At 53.1% G+C, this 17,099-nt stretch carries 17 protein-coding genes and 1 tRNA gene; 9 read left to right on the top strand and 9 right to left on the bottom strand.

Features of this window, described 5'->3' with window-relative positions; all coding sequences use genetic code 11:
• Window positions 1–29: 29 nt before the first annotated feature.
• The 5 genes from ACAW75_RS02270 to ACAW75_RS02290 all read right to left on the bottom strand — a co-directional run bounded on the left by ACAW75_RS02270 (window position 30) and on the right by ACAW75_RS02290 (window position 3,703).
• A tRNA-Gln gene (locus tag ACAW75_RS02270) sits at window positions 30–100 on the bottom strand.
• 70 nt (window positions 101–170) lie between these two features.
• Window positions 171–461, bottom strand: coding sequence for an Asp-tRNA(Asn)/Glu-tRNA(Gln) amidotransferase subunit GatC (gene gatC, locus ACAW75_RS02275; protein ID WP_370727043.1), 291 nt, complete (start codon window positions 459–461; stop codon window positions 171–173).
• Window positions 462–493: 32 nt separating this feature from the next.
• A complete protein-coding gene (locus ACAW75_RS02280; protein WP_370727044.1) occupies window positions 494–1,258 on the bottom strand; it encodes a lysophospholipid acyltransferase family protein in 765 nt (254 codons plus the stop codon).
• A 154-nt stretch (window positions 1,259–1,412) separates the two neighbouring features.
• The gene (gene purH / locus ACAW75_RS02285; protein WP_370727045.1) at window positions 1,413–2,909 is read right to left on the bottom strand and encodes a bifunctional phosphoribosylaminoimidazolecarboxamide formyltransferase/IMP cyclohydrolase; all 1,497 of its coding nucleotides are present in this window, start codon (window positions 2,907–2,909) and stop codon (window positions 1,413–1,415) included.
• 137 nt (window positions 2,910–3,046) lie between these two features.
• Window positions 3,047–3,703 carry a hypothetical protein gene (locus tag ACAW75_RS02290; RefSeq protein ID WP_370727046.1) on the bottom strand — a complete coding sequence of 219 codons (657 nt, stop codon included), beginning with the start codon at window positions 3,701–3,703 and terminating at the stop codon, window positions 3,047–3,049.
• 163 nt (window positions 3,704–3,866) lie between these two features.
• Between ACAW75_RS02290 and ACAW75_RS02295 the strand changes: the two genes are divergently transcribed.
• The gene (locus ACAW75_RS02295) at window positions 3,867–5,393 is read left to right on the top strand and encodes a polysaccharide biosynthesis C-terminal domain-containing protein (protein ID WP_370727047.1); all 1,527 of its coding nucleotides are present in this window, start codon (window positions 3,867–3,869) and stop codon (window positions 5,391–5,393) included.
• Window positions 5,394–5,571: 178 nt separating this feature from the next.
• Here ACAW75_RS02295 and ACAW75_RS02300 read toward each other — a convergent pair whose 3' ends face one another.
• Window positions 5,572–5,964 (bottom strand): Hsp20/alpha crystallin family protein, encoded by a 393-nt coding sequence (locus tag ACAW75_RS02300; RefSeq protein WP_370727048.1) that lies wholly within the window; start codon window positions 5,962–5,964, stop codon window positions 5,572–5,574.
• A gap of 263 nt (window positions 5,965–6,227) precedes the next feature.
• Here ACAW75_RS02300 and hemC point away from each other — a divergent pair, with 263 nt between their 5' ends.
• From hemC to fabD, 6 genes are all read left to right on the top strand, one after another.
• Window positions 6,228–7,151 (top strand): hydroxymethylbilane synthase, encoded by a 924-nt coding sequence (gene hemC, locus ACAW75_RS02305; RefSeq protein WP_370727049.1) that lies wholly within the window; start codon window positions 6,228–6,230, stop codon window positions 7,149–7,151.
• 110 nt (window positions 7,152–7,261) lie between these two features.
• Complete coding sequence (locus tag ACAW75_RS02310; protein ID WP_370727050.1) at window positions 7,262–7,699, top strand: GNAT family N-acetyltransferase; 438 nt, start codon at window positions 7,262–7,264, stop codon at window positions 7,697–7,699.
• Between the two features lie 187 nt (window positions 7,700–7,886).
• Window positions 7,887–9,152 (top strand): ABC transporter permease, encoded by a 1,266-nt coding sequence (locus ACAW75_RS02315; protein WP_370727051.1) that lies wholly within the window; start codon window positions 7,887–7,889, stop codon window positions 9,150–9,152.
• Window positions 9,153–9,260: 108 nt separating this feature from the next.
• Window positions 9,261–10,763, top strand: coding sequence for a UDP-N-acetylmuramoyl-L-alanyl-D-glutamate--2,6-diaminopimelate ligase (locus ACAW75_RS02320; protein ID WP_370727052.1), 1,503 nt, complete (start codon window positions 9,261–9,263; stop codon window positions 10,761–10,763).
• A gap of 142 nt (window positions 10,764–10,905) precedes the next feature.
• Window positions 10,906–12,117 (top strand): phospho-N-acetylmuramoyl-pentapeptide-transferase, encoded by a 1,212-nt coding sequence (gene mraY, locus ACAW75_RS02325; protein ID WP_370727053.1) that lies wholly within the window; start codon window positions 10,906–10,908, stop codon window positions 12,115–12,117.
• A 107-nt stretch (window positions 12,118–12,224) separates the two neighbouring features.
• Window positions 12,225–13,109, top strand: coding sequence for an ACP S-malonyltransferase (fabD, locus tag ACAW75_RS02330; RefSeq protein ID WP_370727054.1), 885 nt, complete (start codon window positions 12,225–12,227; stop codon window positions 13,107–13,109).
• 325 nt (window positions 13,110–13,434) lie between these two features.
• Here fabD and ACAW75_RS02335 read toward each other — a convergent pair whose 3' ends face one another.
• From ACAW75_RS02335 to ruvX, 3 genes are all read right to left on the bottom strand, one after another.
• A complete protein-coding gene (locus ACAW75_RS02335) occupies window positions 13,435–14,220 on the bottom strand; it encodes an amidohydrolase (RefSeq protein WP_370727055.1) in 786 nt (261 codons plus the stop codon).
• Window positions 14,221–14,331: 111 nt separating this feature from the next.
• The gene (def, locus tag ACAW75_RS02340) at window positions 14,332–14,904 is read right to left on the bottom strand and encodes a peptide deformylase (protein WP_370727056.1); all 573 of its coding nucleotides are present in this window, start codon (window positions 14,902–14,904) and stop codon (window positions 14,332–14,334) included.
• A 105-nt stretch (window positions 14,905–15,009) separates the two neighbouring features.
• Entirely contained in the window at window positions 15,010–15,423 is a 414-nt protein-coding gene (gene ruvX / locus ACAW75_RS02345; RefSeq protein ID WP_207329950.1) for a Holliday junction resolvase RuvX, read from the bottom strand.
• A 305-nt stretch (window positions 15,424–15,728) separates the two neighbouring features.
• Between ruvX and ACAW75_RS02350 the strand changes: the two genes are divergently transcribed.
• A complete protein-coding gene (locus tag ACAW75_RS02350; RefSeq protein WP_370727057.1) occupies window positions 15,729–16,073 on the top strand; it encodes a helix-turn-helix domain-containing protein in 345 nt (114 codons plus the stop codon).
• Between the two features lie 20 nt (window positions 16,074–16,093).
• Window positions 16,094–17,092 (top strand): DNA cytosine methyltransferase, encoded by a 999-nt coding sequence (locus ACAW75_RS02355; RefSeq protein WP_370727058.1) that lies wholly within the window; start codon window positions 16,094–16,096, stop codon window positions 17,090–17,092.
• Window positions 17,093–17,099: the final 7 nt, after the last annotated feature.

The raw sequence follows: 17,099 nt of genomic DNA on the forward strand, positions 1-17,099 counted from the left end.
GACTCGTTGAAGAATCGGCTTTTCGTTAGTAGCTCGACCAGGATTCGAACCTAGACAGACAGAACCAAAATCTGTTGTACTACCCTTATACTATCGAGCTATTTTGCAATTGCGAGTGCAAAGATACGTACCCAGCCGATCTAAAATCAAGTTAAATCGCAAAAAAATTGTCATTCCATCACATTGGGCACCTTGATAAATTGGTCATCATGGTCGGGTGCGTTGGTCAGGGCCTGATCGCGAGGGAGTTGATTGGCCACCACGTCGTCGCGGAGTTTATTAGTAATCTCCTCCGACAGGTGCATAAGCGGCGCTACGCCAGCCGTATCCACTTCGTTGAGTTGCTCCATCCAGTCGAGCACGCTGTTCAGGCTGTTGAGCAGCCCCGCCTCTTCGTCTGCATTGACGTCCAGGCGGGCCAGATGCGCTATTTTGTGTAACGTTTCGGTATCGACTTTCATAAAAAAACAAATTGACGGTTGAGGCAACGCCTTCAAACTACATAGGCCACTTCTTTACTCAATTCATTATCAATCACCTGGTAGGTACGTTCACTGAGCTTGTCGGCGTCAGCCTGGGTAAGCCCGGTGGTATCGATTGGCTCGTGGAATATGATCCTGACCGGCTCCCACTTTACCCGGAACGGACCGGCGTCGGGCAGAATGCGGTAATTATTCACCAGCGTCAACGGAACAATCGGTACCTGCTGCTGAATCGCCATCGTGAAGGCACCATCTTTAAACGGGTACACCATTTTAGGTGGCTGCTGCGCTTTTATCCCTCCTTCCGGGAAAATGATGATGCTTCGTCCCTGCGCCAGGGTACGCATGCACTTGCCCAGCGAATAGGCCCGGCTCTGCGCACTCGACCGATCGACCATGACGTGCAGTTTAGCATACATATAGCCAAACAGGGGTATTTTCCGGACGCTGATCTTCCCGATAAAAGCGTACAGGCCCGGCACTACAACGCCCGTTACGGCAATGTCGAAATACGAAAAGTGATTGGCGCAGTACACGTAGGCTTTCCCCGGCTCGGGCCGAAATCGCCAATCAATCTTTATCGGCATGCCGATGAAGATAAACGCCAATGTCCCCCACGTTCTGACAGCGCCATGCGCCAGTTTCAGCCCAAACTGGCTTTTGCTACTCGCCAGCCAGCTCCCCAACAGGATAAACGGCAGCATCAGCAGAAAGAAGACTACAAACGCCAACACACACCAAACCGTGTAGAGCAAACTAAACCAGGATTTTAGCACGAGTTAGAGGGAGTTAGGGGATGTAACAGACCTAATATTACTAAAATCAGCCTACTAATTACACTATGTCCTTCGAGTGGTATCAAATAAAGGACTGTTAAATAAGCGGCTTCGCGCATAGCGTACATTGCTATGCGCGAAGCAACGACTTGGATTAGTGTTTAAAATGCCGGACGCCGGTGGTAACCATCGCGATGCCGTGCTGGTTGCAGTACTCGATGCTGTCTTTGTCGCGAATGGAGCCGCCAGGTTGCACCACCGCCGTGATCCCCACCTGACCAGCAATTTCTACGCAGTCGGGGAAGGGGAAGAAGGCATCAGACGCCATCACGGCGCCATCGAGGCTAAACCCGAAGGCATGCGCTTTTTCGATAGCCTGTTTCAGCGCATCGACCCGGCTGGTTTGGCCTACGCCGCTGGCCAGCAGCACATCTTCTTTGGCCAGAATGATCGTGTTCGATTTGGTGTGTTTGCACACTTTCAGGGCGAACTCCAGCGCACGTACCTCGCTCTCGGTTGGGGCTTTGTCGGTCACGGTCGTGAACTGATCGGCCGTTTCGGTCACGCTGTCTTTATCCTGCTCCAACACGCCGTTCAGAATGGTTTTCACGAGCGTGGTGGGCAGTTCAACGGGTTTCCGCTTTAGCAGAATCCGGTTTTTCTTCGATTTCAGCAGGTCCAGTGCGTCGGGGGCGTAGTCGGGCGCGATCAGGATTTCCATGAACAGCTTGTTCAGTTCCTCCGCCGTTGCCAGATCGACAGGTACGTTGGTGATCACCACCCCACCAAACGCCGAGATAGGATCACAGGCCAGCGCTTTGGCGTAGGCTTCGGCTGGTGTAGCCGCCGACGCAATACCGCAGGCGTTGGTATGCTTGATGATCGCATACGTAGGTACGTCCGGCGTAAACTCATCGATCAGGCCAACGCAGGCATCCACATCGACCAGGTTATTGAACGACAATTCTTTACCGTGCAGTTTGTCGAAAATAGCGTCGAGATCGCCGTGGAAGGTGGCTTTCTGGTGTGGGTTTTCGCCGTAACGTAGTTCACTTTTTTTCTGAGCCGTTTCACCGGCGAAATACTGATGAATAGCCGTATCGTAATGCGAGGTAGTCGCAAAGGCTTCCATCGCATAGCGGCGACGCGTTTCCAGATCGGGCTGGCCATCGGTTTCGGTCAGCACCTGCAATAGATCGGCGTATTGATCTCGTGACGAAACGATGAGCGCATCCTGGAAATTCTTGGCGCCGGCCCGAATCAGCGATATACCACCAATGTCGATCTTTTCGATGATGTCTTCGGCTGAGGCACCCGACGCTACGGTTTCTTCGAACGGATACAGATCAACCACCGTCAGGTCGATGGCGGGAATGTTGTGCTCCTGCGCCTGCGCTACATCGCCTTCATTGTCGCGGCGATAGAGAATGCCACCGAATACGGCTGGGTGCAGGGTTTTCACCCGACCACCGAAGATCGACGGATAGCCGGTCAGCGACTCAACGGGAATAACGGGAATGCCGAGTTGTTCGATAAACGTTTGGGTACCGCCCGTTGAATAGAGCGTAACGCCCTGTTGGTGCAACAACCGGACAATGGGTTCGAGGCCGTCTTTATAGTAGACCGACAATAACGCAGCAGAAATTTTCATTGATAATGTACGATGTAAAGGCTGCCAAGCGCAGTTACCACTCGGCAATAGTGCCTTCAAAAGTACAATTCAAAATGCGAATGCTGGCAGCAGGGTATAAATCAGACTCGTTCGGAGTAGGCACAAGCAATGACGCTTTATCTCCCGGTCATCTGTTTACTTAGCTTATCAACGGTAGTGGCCAGATCTGTCTCTTTCCCTACACCTTTGGCGACCGAAGCCATCAGGTCTACCATCTTAACTAACCGACCCATTGGTGAGTCTGCTTTGGGTGAGTACGTTTCACCACTTCGAACGTCAGAATCCGGCACTGACGCTACAAAACGATAATGTATTCCGTCAACTCCCATAGGGAAAGCCATCACTGATTTTTGCCCCTGAAAGGTGATATACTCGATGGGCGGGTACCGGGCCTGACTGATCGTTACGAATAAAAACTCGTTTAACCGTTGCCCTAATTCCGGGCTGATTTCTATTTTCTTTTCTATTAACGTCAACGGTTCCGGCATACCGCGAATACTCCAGATACGCTTGTTGCAAGTCCGGAAAATCAGGTAATACTCCAGGTGATCTTTTTCCAGAGCTACCAAATATTCAGGGGAGAAAGAAGGGAAGACAATCACTCTGGTCGTCGGATGGTCAGCTAAGCCGACAAAAAGGTTCTCGCGCACCAGTTTATAGTAATGCTGCTCAGAGCCATTTGCTGAGAAATAGCCTGTACCGGGTTCGAGGTAATCCTGGGCCAGCGCTACGTTGGCGAGCAGGGAACATAGAATCAGTAAGCCGATTTTCATACATGCGGGGTAGGTGAGGAAGAGCTAAAACAAGGTAACCGAAACAGTTGATAACTTAACGCGTAGCATGTTCTTCACCAACAGAAGACCCGCAGGCCGTATCTTCGCAACGTACCTGACGGGACATCTGGCTCCAGGTACGTTGCAGTAACCCACGTACACATTGAGCACCTTTAAAAAATTAGCCAGCGACACCGCCCTGTATGGTATCAGCACGATTGCGGCGCGGTCGGTGAATTTTTTGTTAACCCCCATTCAGAACTACGCCTTCAGGCAGGGCGGTACGCTGGCCTCCAACGTAACGCTCTACGCCTGGATCGGCGTACTACTGACGGTCTACACGCTGGGGCTCGAAACGGCCTTTTTTCGGTTTGCCGCCCGCAACAAAGGGAAGGAAAACGAAGCCGAACGGGTAAAGGTCTTTAGCCGGACGCTCACCATCGTGGCCGCGATCAGCGTAGTCTGTACGGCGTTGATTCTGGTATTGTCAACCCCTATCTCGGTGGCGCTCGGCTACCCCGACGAGGTACTGTTTATTCAGTGGACGGCCCTGCTCGTAGGTATCGACGCCATCATGGCTATTCCGTTTGCGCGGCTGCGGGTTGAGGGGAAAGCGAAGCAGTTTGTGGTGGCCAAGCTCATCAATATTGGGCTCAACGTGCTGCTCAACGTGTTTTTTATCGTCGTTTGCAAAGACATCACCGAGGGCGATTACCTGCCTCGCCTACGCCCGATCGCCGAACTTTTCTACAACCCTTCCATAGGCCCCGGCTATATCCTGCTCGCCAACCTGCTGGCCAACGCCCTGTATTTCCTGATTCTGCGGCAGGCCTTTCGGGGTTTTCGCTTTACGTTTGAGTGGCCCGAAGCCAAAACGCTGGTTGTGTATGCCTTCCCAATTATGCTGACGGGGCTGGCGGCGGTGCTCAACAACCTCACCGACCGGCTATTTCTGGAGGCGTTTTTGCCCAAAAATTTCTATCCGGGCCACTCGTCTAAATGGGCACTCGATGTATACGGACAATGCTTCAAGTTGTCGGTGCTTATCAGCCTGGCTATTCAGTCGTTCAAGTTTGCTGCCGAGCCGTTTTTCTTCGGGCAGGCCAACGACAAGGACGCTCCCGACCTGCTAGCCCGCGTCACGAAGTGGTTCATCATCTTCTGCGTAGCGCTATGGGTAGCCATTGGCCTTAACATGGACCTCATCGGGCTGGTGATCAACCCCGAACGGCGGGCTGGGTTGGTCGTTGTGCCGCTGCTGATGCTGGGCAACCTCTTCTTGGGGATCTATTATAACATCTCGTTCTGGTTCAAGCTGTCGGACAAGACGCAGTTTGGCACCATCATTACAGCCGTGGGGCTGGCAGTTACCTTCGGGCTCAACTGGCTGCTGATTCCGATACTAGGCTTCATGGGTTGCGCCTGGGCATTCCTGATTTCCAGCGTGGTGATGACGGTGATGTGCTACGTGCTGGGCGAGAAGTATTACCCGGTTCCCTACGATCTGCTTGCTGCGGCGGGCTACATCTTCGGCGGTGGGCTACTGATTTATCTGGCGTCGTTTATCCAAATCAGTAACCTCTGGTTATCTGTCCCCTATCACATGGCGCTGTTTGGCCTGTTTCTGGGCTGCATCGTGGCGGTGGAGTGGAAAACGTTCGGGCCGGTGGTACGGGCGCGACTGAAGTAGGCGGCAACGTACCTACAAAATAAGAAACCCGGTCCTTCGTTGTCGCTTGCCTGTGGCGAGTGACAACGAGAGCGACAACGAGGAGCCTAAACACCTATAAAAAAAGAAACCCGGTCTCGTAAGACCGGGCCGCACGCATCTATATGTAACGGAGGCTATTAACTCCGGACAGGAAGCATTAGAATAAATTCTTAATGTCGATGTTGCGATACTCGTGCTCTTCGTCGTTGAAAGGCAGATTCACCGTTACCCGACCATACTCATGCTCCGCCTCAATATGTTCGGCGTCGATAAAATCGGGAATGTCAATCACTTTCAGGAACATAGGCACTGCCAGCCGTTGACCCGCCGATTCGCTATCGTGAACCAGCAGCGTGTACAGAACCAGTTTATTGCCCTCTACCAACACGTTGAATGAGTTGGCGCTAACGCCGGGGGCCAACAAGCGAATGACCAGCCGGTCGTCTTCGCGCTTTACTTTCATTTCCGTCAGGCTCGATCCGCCATACAGCGTATTGAGCAAATCGATTTGTCCGCCTGTTCCTTTAAACACATGATCTACCGTTCTCATAGTACGTGTTGTTTACTGTTCAATGCTATATAGACAAAAGCTGTGCCTGGGGGTTTAAAGCGGCTTTTATGTGCCAGACTGACAGATAAAAACGGCCAAAACATCAGCTATTCAGACGTTTTGGCGCTTAAAAGATCTTGAACGGCCTTCTGGCAAATTTTGGCAGAAGCAGTTGATTTGTAGCAAAAATTACGCACAACGTGCAGAAGCGTGAAACGTGGTCTACACCCACTAAACTGGTCAGCACGTTGTACCTTTGCACTATGCATATTCGAATTGGAACCCGCAGCAGCCGACTGGCCCTATGGCAAGCCGAATATATCCAGCAGTTGCTACAGGCCGGAGACATCACCTCAGAGCTTGTCCTGATTGAGACAAAAGGCGATCAGATTCTTGATCGATCGCTCTCGAAAATTGGCAGCAAGGGCGTCTTCACGCAAGAATTGGAAGATCAGCTTCGGTCAGGCGCGATCGATATTGCCGTTCATTCGGCCAAAGATTTACAGTCGAGCCTGCCCCCGGATCTGAGCATCATTGCTTTCACCGAACGCGAACGCGTGAACGACGTGCTCGTTAGCCGCAACGGATCGCTATCGCTCACATCCGGTCAGGCATTCACGATAGGTACGTCGTCGACGCGGCGCGTGGCGATGCTTCGTCATTATTGCCCGCACATTAACGTGGTGGATATGCGGGGAAACCTGCAAACACGCCTTCGCAAGCTCGACGAGGGCCACTGCGATGCGCTGCTGCTGGCCTACGCCGGTGTTCACCGCATGCAGTACGACGACCTGATTGCCGAGAACCTGCCGATCAATGATTTCACGCCTGCCGTTGGGCAAGGCAGTGTGGCCATCGAAGCTGCCGATACGCTGCCGCTCGATAAACTCGCTCAGGTACGCTCCCTGACAAACCATGAGCCGACGGAAGCCTGCCTGAAAGCCGAACGGGCTTTTCTCCGTCGACTGGAAGGGGGGTGCAGCATTCCTGTGTTCGCATTGGCCACCTGGGCAGGCGATGAAATTAGTCTGACGGGTGGCCTGATTAGTCTTGATGGGGCCACTATGCTCCGCGAGACCTTTTCCGGACCACCCGCTCAGGCTGAACAGCTAGGCCACGACCTCGCCGAAGCCCTGCTTACCCGTGGCGGCGACGAGATCCTGCAAGACATTCGAGCAGCGTTATAACTCAGTTTACTGTTTGCCGTTTACTGTTTTCCGTTGCGCTGCTAACAGGTCATTTACGGGTTAGCAGCGCAACGGAAAACAGTAAACGGCAAACAGTAAACTCCCTCCCCATGACCATCAGACTTGCCCAAACTGACGCCGATCTGCGCCGCTGCCTGCCGGCTTTGCTGACCTTGCGTCCGCATTTAACCGACGAAACCGCGCTGGCTTTACTGCATGAACAACTGGCTAATGACCGGTTCAGCGTTGCTTTTATCGATCTCGGCGATGATGCACCGGCGCCCGCCGTAATCACTTTCCGGCGGATGACGCTGCTGGTTTCGGGGAAGACCATTTATATCGATGATCTCTCGACGATTTCTGAAGGCCGGGGCAAAGGATACGCCGGGGCACTGGTCGATTTTGTGATTGAGCAGGCCCGGCAAATGGGTTACCAGACCGTTTCATTAGATTCGGGACAGAATCCGACCCGCTACGATGCGCACCGGCTTTACCTGAATAAACGATTTAACATCACCAGTCATCATTTTTCGCTCAACCTGACTTAAAGAGTAGATTAGTTTTTTAGATGTAGTGTTGCTTTGGGCTGTAAGTTGCTGACGCTGGGCCCTTCGACCAGGCCGGTTCGCCGCTGCGATCCCCGACAGGCTCAGGGCCTCCCTAGCGACGCCAGACAAGTGCAAAAGCAACACCACGCCAACTAACTGTTAACCCTCTTTCACTCTTTCCACTCCCATGAATCTCGCCAAAATAAGTTGGAGTAACCTGGTCGACAAGCCACTCAGCAGCTTCCTGAGCGGGCTGCTCATGACGCTCGGTATTGCCATCATCTCGCTGTTGCTGCTCCTGAATAAGCAGTTGCAGGATCAGTTCAGCCGTAACATTCGGGGTATCGATATGGTGATCGGCGCCAAAGGGTCACCGCTGCAACTGATTCTGTCGAGTATTTACCAGATCGATTCGCCGGTAGGCAACATTCCGCTCGCCGAGGCTGAACGACTAACGCGTAATCCGATGATCAAAACGGCGATTCCGCTGGCGATGGGCGATAGCTACAAGTCGTTTCGGATCGTAGGCACGAACAAAAAATACCTCGATCATTTCGGGGCCAGTGTGGCGCAGGGACAGCTGTTCAAAGACGACCTCGATGTAGTGATCGGTACCCGCGTGGCGGCGGCGACCGGCCTCAAAGTGGGCGATAGCTTCGCCAGTCAGCACGGGCTGGATGCCAATGGGGAAGAACATGGCGATAAAAAATACAAGGTCGTAGGTACGTTGGCCCCTAGCAACAGCGTCTGCGATCAACTGATTCTGACCAACGTATCGAGCATCTGGGCGGTGCATAACCATGACGAAGGCCATGAAGAAGTAGCTACGGGACCGGGCGGCGCCACAGCAGCAGACGAGCATCACGACGGTGATGAAGCACACGAAGATGAGCACGGACCGGAAGCGGCTGGACCAGAGATTACGAGTATGCTTGTGAAGTTCCGGAATCCGATGGGTATGATGCTCAAGCGCGGTATCGACAACAACTCGAAACTACAGGCCGCACTTCCCGCCATTGAAGTAAACCGGCTGTTCGATCTGCTCGGCGTTGGCGTACAAACCCTACGCGGTCTGGCGCTGGCGATCATCATCGTGGCGGGCATCAGCGTCTTCGTTTCGCTCTATAACTCGCTGAAAGAACGACGCTACGAAATGGCCCTGATGCTCTCGATGGGTGCCACCCGCGCTCAACTCTTCGGCATGCTGTTGCTCGAAGGGCTGGTATTGGCCCTGATCGGTTTTGTGGCGGGTCTGGCCCTAAGTCGCCTTGGACTTTGGTTACTGTCACAATTTGTGGAAGGCAATTACCACTACAGTTTCAGCGATGCTGGTATTCTGCCTGACGAATGGTGGCTCCTGGCTGTTGCCGTTGGCATTGGCCTCGTAGCCGCCGCCCTGCCCGCCATCGGCGTATACCGGATGAATATTTCACGAACATTAGCGGAGGAATAGACATAAAGGAGGAAAGGGAGAAGGGAAGAAAGGAGGAAGGAGGCTAACGCGTCATCCACTTTTTCCTCCCTCCTCCCTTTCCTACCCCTCCTCCCTTTCCTCCCTCTTATGCAACTTTCTAACCTTCTTTATAAAGTCTCGCTTTTTGCCACGGCGGGCGATATGAACGCCGAGGTGACGCACCTGACCATGGATTCGCGTCAGGTACGTTCCGGGAGCCTGTTTATTGCCGTGCGCGGTACCGTTTCTGACGGACATACGTTCATTCCGAAAGCTGTCGATCTGGGTGCCACGGCGATTTTATGCGAAGAGCTCCCCGTCGAACGTGCCGACTCGGTGACGTATGTCCAGGTGGCCAATGCACCGCAGGCAATGGGTATAGCGGCGGCTAATTTCTACGGACATCCGTCGAAGAAGGTGAAGCTGGTGGGCGTAACGGGCACTAATGGCAAAACGTCGGTGGCCACGTTGCTGTTCCGGTTGTTCCGGTCACTGGGATATCGCTGCGGTTTGTTATCGACGGTGCAGAACCAGATCGATGATACGGTTATTCCGGCGACACACACCACGCCCGATTCCATCACCATCAACCAACTGCTGACGCAGATGCTGACGCAGGGATGTACGCATGTGTTCATGGAAGTAAGTTCACACGCGGTAGTGCAGGAACGCATTGCGGGACTGCATTTCGTTGGGGGCATTTTCACCAACATCACCCACGACCACCTCGACTTTCACGGTACGTTTGACAACTACATCAAGGCGAAAAAGGGCTTTTTTGATCAACTGCCCCGCTCGGCCTTCGCGCTGACCAACGCCGACGATAAACGGGGACTGGTGATGCTGCAAAACACACTGGCCCGGAAAGAGAGCTACTCGCTGCAAACGCTGGCAGCATCCACTGTGGGTACGTTCAAAGGCAAGATTTTGGCCGACGGCCTGTTTGGCCTGGAAATGCTGGTCGACGAGCGGCAGGTGTGGTTCAAGCTCATTGGCCGGTTCAACGCTTATAACCTGCTGGCGGTCTACGGCGCAGCCGTGTTGCTGGGCGAAGATGAAGAAGAAGTGCTAACCGAGCTATCAGCGACATTACCACCACAGGGCCGTTTCGAGCAGGTAGTCGCTGATAATCGGATCGTGGGTATCGTCGACTATGCCCATACGCCTGATGCGCTGCAAAATGTACTGGAAACGATCACCAACCTTCGGCAGGACAATGGGCAGGGTATGCTACCAAAAATCATTACCGTAGTTGGTTGCGGCGGCAACCGTGACGCAACCAAGCGGCCCATTATGGCGCAGATTGCGGGCAAGTTCAGCGATCAGGTGATCTTGACGTCCGACAATCCGCGTTTTGAAGACCCGATGGCTATTCTGGAGCAGATGCAGGCGGGCCTGTCACCCGTTGATTACAAGAAAGCGCAAACCATCGAAGACCGGAGGGAGGCTATTCAAACGGCCGTAAAGCTGGCCAAACCCAACGATATTATCCTGGTGGCCGGTAAAGGTCACGAGACCTATCAGGATATTCAGGGCGTAAAACACGATTTTGATGACAGGCAGGTGCTTCGCGAGGCATTTCAAAGTGCTAACTTTAGGGCCAAAGAGTAAAAGAGAGAATGACGGTCCGCCGTTGCGGTGAAAGAGTGAGCACCGCTGCAGAAGATGTCCGTACGTAGCCACACTCGCTCTTTCACCGCAACGGCGGACCGTCATTCTCTCTTTCGCCCTTTCTCTCTTTCACTCTTTCGCTATGCTTTATTACCTCTTCCAGTACCTCGACCGTGCTTTTGATTTCCCCGGCGCGCGGGTATTCCAGTACATTTCGTTTCGCGCACTTGGCACGGTGATCTCGTCGCTGTTGATCGCCGCCATTTTCGGACGGCGGATCATTGATCAACTCAGGAAGTTACAGATTGGCGAGTCGATTCGGGATTTAGGGCTGGAAGGGCAGATGCAAAAGCGCGGTACGCCGACCATGGGTGGTTTCATCATCATGGCCTCGCTGGTTATTCCGGTGCTGCTGTTCGCCAAACTCTCGAACGTCTACATCATCCTGCTGCTGGTGTCGGCCATCTGGACCTGCCTGATCGGCTTCATCGACGACTACATCAAGGTGTTCAAGAAGAACAAAGAAGGACTGGAAGGTAAATTCAAAGTAGTGGGGCAGATTGGCCTGGGCCTGATCGTCGGTCTGACGCTCTCCTTCAACCAATACGTGAAAATCCGGGTTTATGACAAGCCGGCCGCCGGGGCCATTGTTCGACAGCTAACTCGTTATCAGGACATTCACTCAACCGTTTCAACGATTCCGTTCCTAAAAAACAACGAGTTCGACTACAGTTCGTTGCTCTTCGGCATGGTCTCCACCGACTATACATGGATCGTTTACACACTGGTTTGCATCTTCATTATCACGGCCGTATCCAACGGTGCCAACATCACCGACGGCATTGACGGGCTGGCCGCAGGTACGTCGGTTATTATTGGCCTGACCATCGGCGTGCTGGCCTACGTATCGGGTAACGCTCGTTTCGCCGATTACCTGAACATCATGTACATCCCCAACTCGGGTGAACTGGTAATTTTCTGCGCTGCCTTCGTGGGGGCCTGCGTGGGCTTTCTCTGGTACAACTCGTACCCTGCCCAGGTGTTTATGGGCGATACGGGTAGCCTGATGCTCGGCGGTGTTATTGCGGTGCTGGCGCTGACGATCCGAAAAGAACTGCTGATTCCGGTCATGTGCGGCATCTTCCTGGCTGAACTGGTGTCGGTCATTGCGCAGGTGAGCTATTTCAAATACACGAAAAAGAAGTACGGCGAAGGCAGACGAATACTGCTGATGTCGCCGCTCCACCATCATTTCCAGAAGAAAGGCTATCACGAAGCCAAGATCGTTACCCGCTTCTGGATCGTCGGTATCATGCTCGCTGTCATGACTCTGGCGACGTTGAAACTACGCTAAAAACTAAGCCGATAGTCAATAGTCGGTAGGCGCGCTGCTAGTTAACCGGTCCGCTGTTTGGTAGCGCAACCATCGACTGCCGACTATTGACTATTTTTGACTCTTATATGAACGCATACATCTTTCCCGGCCAGGGTTCCCAGTTTACCGGAATGGGCCACGACCTCTATCAACAGTCAGAGCAGGCCAAATCGTTGATGGATCAGGCCGATCAGATCCTGGGCTTCAGCCTGACCAACGTGATGTTTACCGGAACCGACGAGGAGCTGAAGCAAACCAACGTAACGCAGCCAGCCATCTTCCTGCACTCGGTTGTTAAAGCGCTTACCGCCGAAAACTTTGCCCCTGACATGGTAGCGGGTCACTCACTCGGCGAATTCTCGGCCCTGGTTGCGGCCGGCGCCCTTTCATTTGAAGACGGACTCCGGCTGGTAGCGCAACGCGCCGACGCCATGCAACGCGCCTGCGAACTGAACCCATCGACGATGGCCGCCATTCTGGGTCTTCCCGACGCGGTGATCGAGCAGGTTTGTGAAGTAGTGAGTGCTGAAACAGGCGAGATTGTGGTACCAGCCAACTACAATTGCCCTGGTCAGGTGGTTATCTCGGGCAGCAACGAAGGCATTCGCGTGGCCTGCGAACGGCTGAAAGAACTAGGCGCTAAACGGGCATTACCGCTGCCGGTAGGTGGCGCGTTCCACTCCCCGCTAATGGAACCCGCCCGTGCTGACCTGGCGCAGGCGATTGAAAATACACCCTTCCAGACACCGCGTTGCCCGATCTACCAGAACGTGAACGCGCAGCCCTCTACCGACGTACCCACGATCAAGGCCAACCTGATTGCGCAACTCACCGCCCCCGTCCGCTGGACACAGTCGGTCGAAGCCATGACTGCCGATGGTGCTACCCTCTTCACCGAATGCGGCCCCGGCAAAGTGCTGCAAGGCCTGGTGAAGAAAATCGCGCCGAGCGTTGAGGTGGCGGGTATCTAAAAAAGGGAGTTTAACACAGAGGAACAGAGGTTTCACAGAGAAACAGAGTATTTCTTTTGTAGAAAATACCAACTCTGTTTCTCTGTGAAACCTCTGTTCCTCTGTGTTAAAAACCTTCCCCCCGTTATCGCTCGCCTGTGGCGAGTGACGACTATCTACAGGGCCTCCGGCCCGGTGGTAGTAGTGAACCTGATGATTACTTCTAACCAGTAAATAGGAATCATCGGGCCGGAGGCCCTACAGATAGTCGTCACTCGCCACAGGCGAGCGACAACGGCAATCAGCAACCTTTCACCGTGCGGCAGACCGCTCTTTCACTCATTCGCTAAACATCCGCATCCAGATAGGCCGGGAACTTGGCGCGGAAGGCTTGCAGATCGTCGAGCGAGAGGGTTTGCTGGTGGATGGCTTCGGAGTCATAGTGGCGGAAAAGAACGTCGCCTTTAAAGTCGATCAAGGCTGATCCGCCGCGGTATGGGTGCCCATTTCCGTCAGTGCCCACGCGGTTGACACCCGCCACGTAGCTCAGGTTCTCGATGGCACGGGCCTGTAGCAGCGTATCCCACGGTTGTTGCCGGGGAGCGGGCCAATTGGCTACATACAGTAGCAGATCGTAATCGAGCTGGTCGGGGGCGATCTGGCGGTTGCGGCTCCAGACCGGGAAACGCAGGTCGTAGCAGATCAGCGGACAGATACGCCACCCGCGCCACTCGCGCACCAGCCGCAACGTACCTGCCGAATAGGTCTTGTCTTCGCCTGCCATTCTAAAAAGATGCCGCTTATCGTAGGTGGCGAACTGCCCATCGGGCTCCATCCAGATCAGGCGATTGTAAAACGCCCGACCCGTCGGACCGCCGTTTTCCTGCACTACATAGCTGCCCGTTACCACCGCGTTGGTCTGCGCCGCCATCTGTTTCAACCACTTGAACGTGGTCAGGTTCATCGGCTCGGCCACGGCACGAGCATCCATCGTGAAGCCCGTTGTAAACATCTCGGGCAGCACAATCAGATCTGTCGGTTCGGGCAGGGTAAAGAGCTTCTCCTCCAGCATAGCCCGGTTGGCCACGGGGTCTTGCCAATGAAGGTCAGTTTGAAGGAGGGTGATGTTCATAAGGAGGAAAGGGAGGAGGGAGAAAAGGAGGAAGGAAGTCGCTTACGCAGGAGTAGCTACGCGTGCGTGAGCGACTTCCTTCCTCCTTTTCTCCCTCCTCCCTTTCCTCCTTTATTTTGGGAACCGCATTTTATACTCCACATCCACATTACCCCGCGTGATGTCGGCGAGGCGTTTTTTAAGGAGCTGGCGTTTCAGCGGCGACATGTAGTCGGTGAAGAGTTTACCTTCGATGTGGTCGTATTCGTGCTGAATGATCCGGGCGGCGGTGCCTTCGTACTCTTCTTCGTGCTCGTTCCAGTCGACGTCGAAATAGCGGATCACGATGAACTCGGGGCGGTACACGTCGTTGCGGATGCCGGGAATACTCAGGCAGCCTTCTTCAAACGCCCATTCGTCGCCATCTTCTTCCAGTATTTCGGCGTTGATAAACACCTTCTTGAAACCAACGAGCGTCGGGTCGATGTCTTCTTCCGACTCACCTTCGTTGAACGGCTGTCCATCCACGACGAACATCCGTACGCTCTGCCCGATCTGCGGAGCCGCCAGCCCCACACCCGACGCCGCATACATGGTTTCGAACATGTCGTCGCTCAGTTTTTTCACGTCGAGCGTACCTTTTTCAATGTCTTTGGCCTTCTTCCGCAATACCGGATCGCCGTAAGCTACAATTGGGAGAATCATGTTTGTCTAAGTTTCAAGTTTCAGGTTTCAGGTTTCAGGTGCTTCGCTAACTCACCATATCGTTGATCAGCAAAGTACCTGGAACCTGAAACCTGAAACTTGAAACTAATTTTTGCTTTCCATAAATGACTGAAGGATGATCGTGGCGCTCACCATGTCGATGTTGCCTTTCACCCGTCGGTCTTTCTTACTGGTGCCGCCCGCAATCATCGACTGCAAGGCCATGCGCGACGTAAACCGCTCATCGTGCTGGTAAACAGTCTGATCAGGAAACACCGCTTTCAATTTCTTAATCAGGCCGCGAACCGGTGCCGTTGTGTCGGTATCGGTCCCGTCGGTATTCGTTGGCCAGCCCACCACAAAGGCTTCGACAGGTTCGGCCGCTACGTAGGCTTTCAGCCGGTCGAACAGCGTATGGGTCGGCACCGTTTCCAGCGCCGTTGCGATGATCTGCATCGGGTCGGTCACAGCCAGCCCGGTCCGCTTGTTTCCGTAATCAATCGCCACGATTCGCGCCATAGTATCTGCAAAGGTACGAAAACCCGGCGTGTGGTTGGCTTATCGAATAGTACGCGGATTTCGGATTTCATTTGTAGCTAAGAAGTTGAAATGACCCTAACCAACTAAGGAGCAGCAGGAGGTAGCTATTTTTCTTATCTCATAGGTAAGGTAAGAATAACGAGTCCAGTCAGTGACGTACCTGACTAATCTTATTACTCTGTTTGGGTTAACTACGATAATCAATGGCAGTTCAATTCATGCATGTAATTTGGAGTTCAAAATATTATTGACATAATTTGTCCAAAAAAAGGCGTCCAAACAAGATGGACAAGACAATCGTTAGCCATAGCACATTCGGGGAGTGGATGCGACAGTGTCGCGAACAAGCTGGCTGGCCTCAGCGGAAGGTGGCGGCTCAGTTAGACATTGATACGAGCATTGTGGCCAAACTGGAAAAAGGGCAACGCCGGGCCACCCGACAGCAGGCCGAGCAACTAGCTGAATTGTTTGGTGAGCCATCTGAAGATGTACTAGTGCTCTACCTCTCAGACCGTGTAGCTTATGAGCTAGCCGACGAAGCCTGCTCCGACGCCGTCCTGCGGGCGGCTGAGGAAAAAATTAAGTACCTGCGGGCAAAAAACGCTAAGCAGGGCGAGTTGGAGTTTTGAAAAATTAAACCTGAAAACTAATGAACGAAACACTTAGACTTGCCTCTTTTTTCGCTGGAATCGGAGGGTTTGACCTAGGATTTGAGCGAGCAGGTATCGAAACCGTCTATCAGTGCGAGATAGACAAATTCTGTAACAATATCTTACATCACCACTGGCCAAACGTAAAGAAAGGTACAGATATAACCACTATTGACTATGCAGATGTCCCTAGAGCTGAAATATGGTGCGGAGGATTCCCATGCCAAGACTTATCGTTGGCGAGAGCAAGGTCTCGCGATGGGCTTAATGGGAAGCGATCTGGACTCTTTTACCGATTCGCTGACTTACTTAGCCGAGCTGTACCTCCCGTTGTCGTTCTCGAAAACGTACCAGGTCTACTCACTGCAAACGGAGGAAGAGATTTTAGAGTCGTCATTCAAACGTTGGCCGAACTCGGGTATGGTGTGGGATGGCGTGTGCTTAACAGCAGATATTTCGGAGTCCCCCAGTCGCGCCAGCGAGTCTACATTGTTGGATGTCATCGTAATCCAAGACGTACCGCTGAGATACTTTTTGAGCCCGAACGCGGCACGAGGCATCTTGAGAAGAGTCGAAAACCAGGGAAGGAAACTCTTTCCCCCTTTATGGAAAGCGTTGACCTTACTAGCCGAGAGGGAGTAGAATTGTTAACTGACCCACCTATTCCTCCTAAAATGGGATTCTGTCTAGCGGCAACGAGTGGTCGTCACACGGGTACAGATTGGAGCAGAACATATATCCCTTATAGAGATCGTGTACGTCGTCTCACGCCCGAAGAATGTGAAGGACTACAAGGTTTTCCTGTAGGGTGGACAATGCCTGATGGCTTATTTACAACTAAAGATGACATTGACAGTTTGCGATATCATGCTTTGGGAAATGCTGTTTCTGTTCCTGTGACCGAATGGCTCGCTCATAGAATAGTTAACACAATGGATATTGCTCCTATTGAGCATAGTTCAGAACTTAAGCTCGATTCAGATTTAGCATTAGCATAAATAAATC

It is taken from the genome of Fibrella arboris (genome assembly GCF_041321095.1).
In the GTDB taxonomy this organism is placed as follows: domain Bacteria; phylum Bacteroidota; class Bacteroidia; order Cytophagales; family Spirosomataceae; genus Fibrella; species Fibrella arboris.

Bases quoted from the DNA above. Each gene is read 5' to 3' on its own strand.
- gatC (WP_370727043.1), bottom strand. From the start codon at position 461: ATGAAAGTCGATACCGAAACGTTACACAAAATAGCGCATCTGGCCCGC.
- purH (WP_370727045.1), bottom strand. From the start codon at position 2,909: ATGAAAATTTCTGCTGCGTTATTGTCGGTCTACTATAAAGACGGCCTC.
- ACAW75_RS02290 (WP_370727046.1), bottom strand. From the start codon at position 3,703: ATGAAAATCGGCTTACTGATTCTATGTTCCCTGCTCGCCAACGTAGCG.
- ACAW75_RS02300 (WP_370727048.1), bottom strand. From the start codon at position 5,964: ATGAGAACGGTAGATCATGTGTTTAAAGGAACAGGCGGACAAATCGAT.
- hemC (WP_370727049.1), top strand. From the start codon at position 6,228: ATGCATATTCGAATTGGAACCCGCAGCAGCCGACTGGCCCTATGGCAA.
- ACAW75_RS02310 (WP_370727050.1), top strand. From the start codon at position 7,262: ATGACCATCAGACTTGCCCAAACTGACGCCGATCTGCGCCGCTGCCTG.
- ACAW75_RS02315 (WP_370727051.1), top strand. From the start codon at position 7,887: ATGAATCTCGCCAAAATAAGTTGGAGTAACCTGGTCGACAAGCCACTC.
- ACAW75_RS02320 (WP_370727052.1), top strand. From the start codon at position 9,261: ATGCAACTTTCTAACCTTCTTTATAAAGTCTCGCTTTTTGCCACGGCG.
- mraY (WP_370727053.1), top strand. From the start codon at position 10,906: ATGCTTTATTACCTCTTCCAGTACCTCGACCGTGCTTTTGATTTCCCC.
- fabD (WP_370727054.1), top strand. From the start codon at position 12,225: ATGAACGCATACATCTTTCCCGGCCAGGGTTCCCAGTTTACCGGAATG.
- ACAW75_RS02335 (WP_370727055.1), bottom strand. From the start codon at position 14,220: ATGAACATCACCCTCCTTCAAACTGACCTTCATTGGCAAGACCCCGTG.
- def (WP_370727056.1), bottom strand. From the start codon at position 14,904: ATGATTCTCCCAATTGTAGCTTACGGCGATCCGGTATTGCGGAAGAAG.
- ruvX (WP_207329950.1), bottom strand. From the start codon at position 15,423: ATGGCGCGAATCGTGGCGATTGATTACGGAAACAAGCGGACCGGGCTG.
- ACAW75_RS02350 (WP_370727057.1), top strand. From the start codon at position 15,729: ATGGACAAGACAATCGTTAGCCATAGCACATTCGGGGAGTGGATGCGA.
- ACAW75_RS02355 (WP_370727058.1), top strand. From the start codon at position 16,094: ATGAACGAAACACTTAGACTTGCCTCTTTTTTCGCTGGAATCGGAGGG.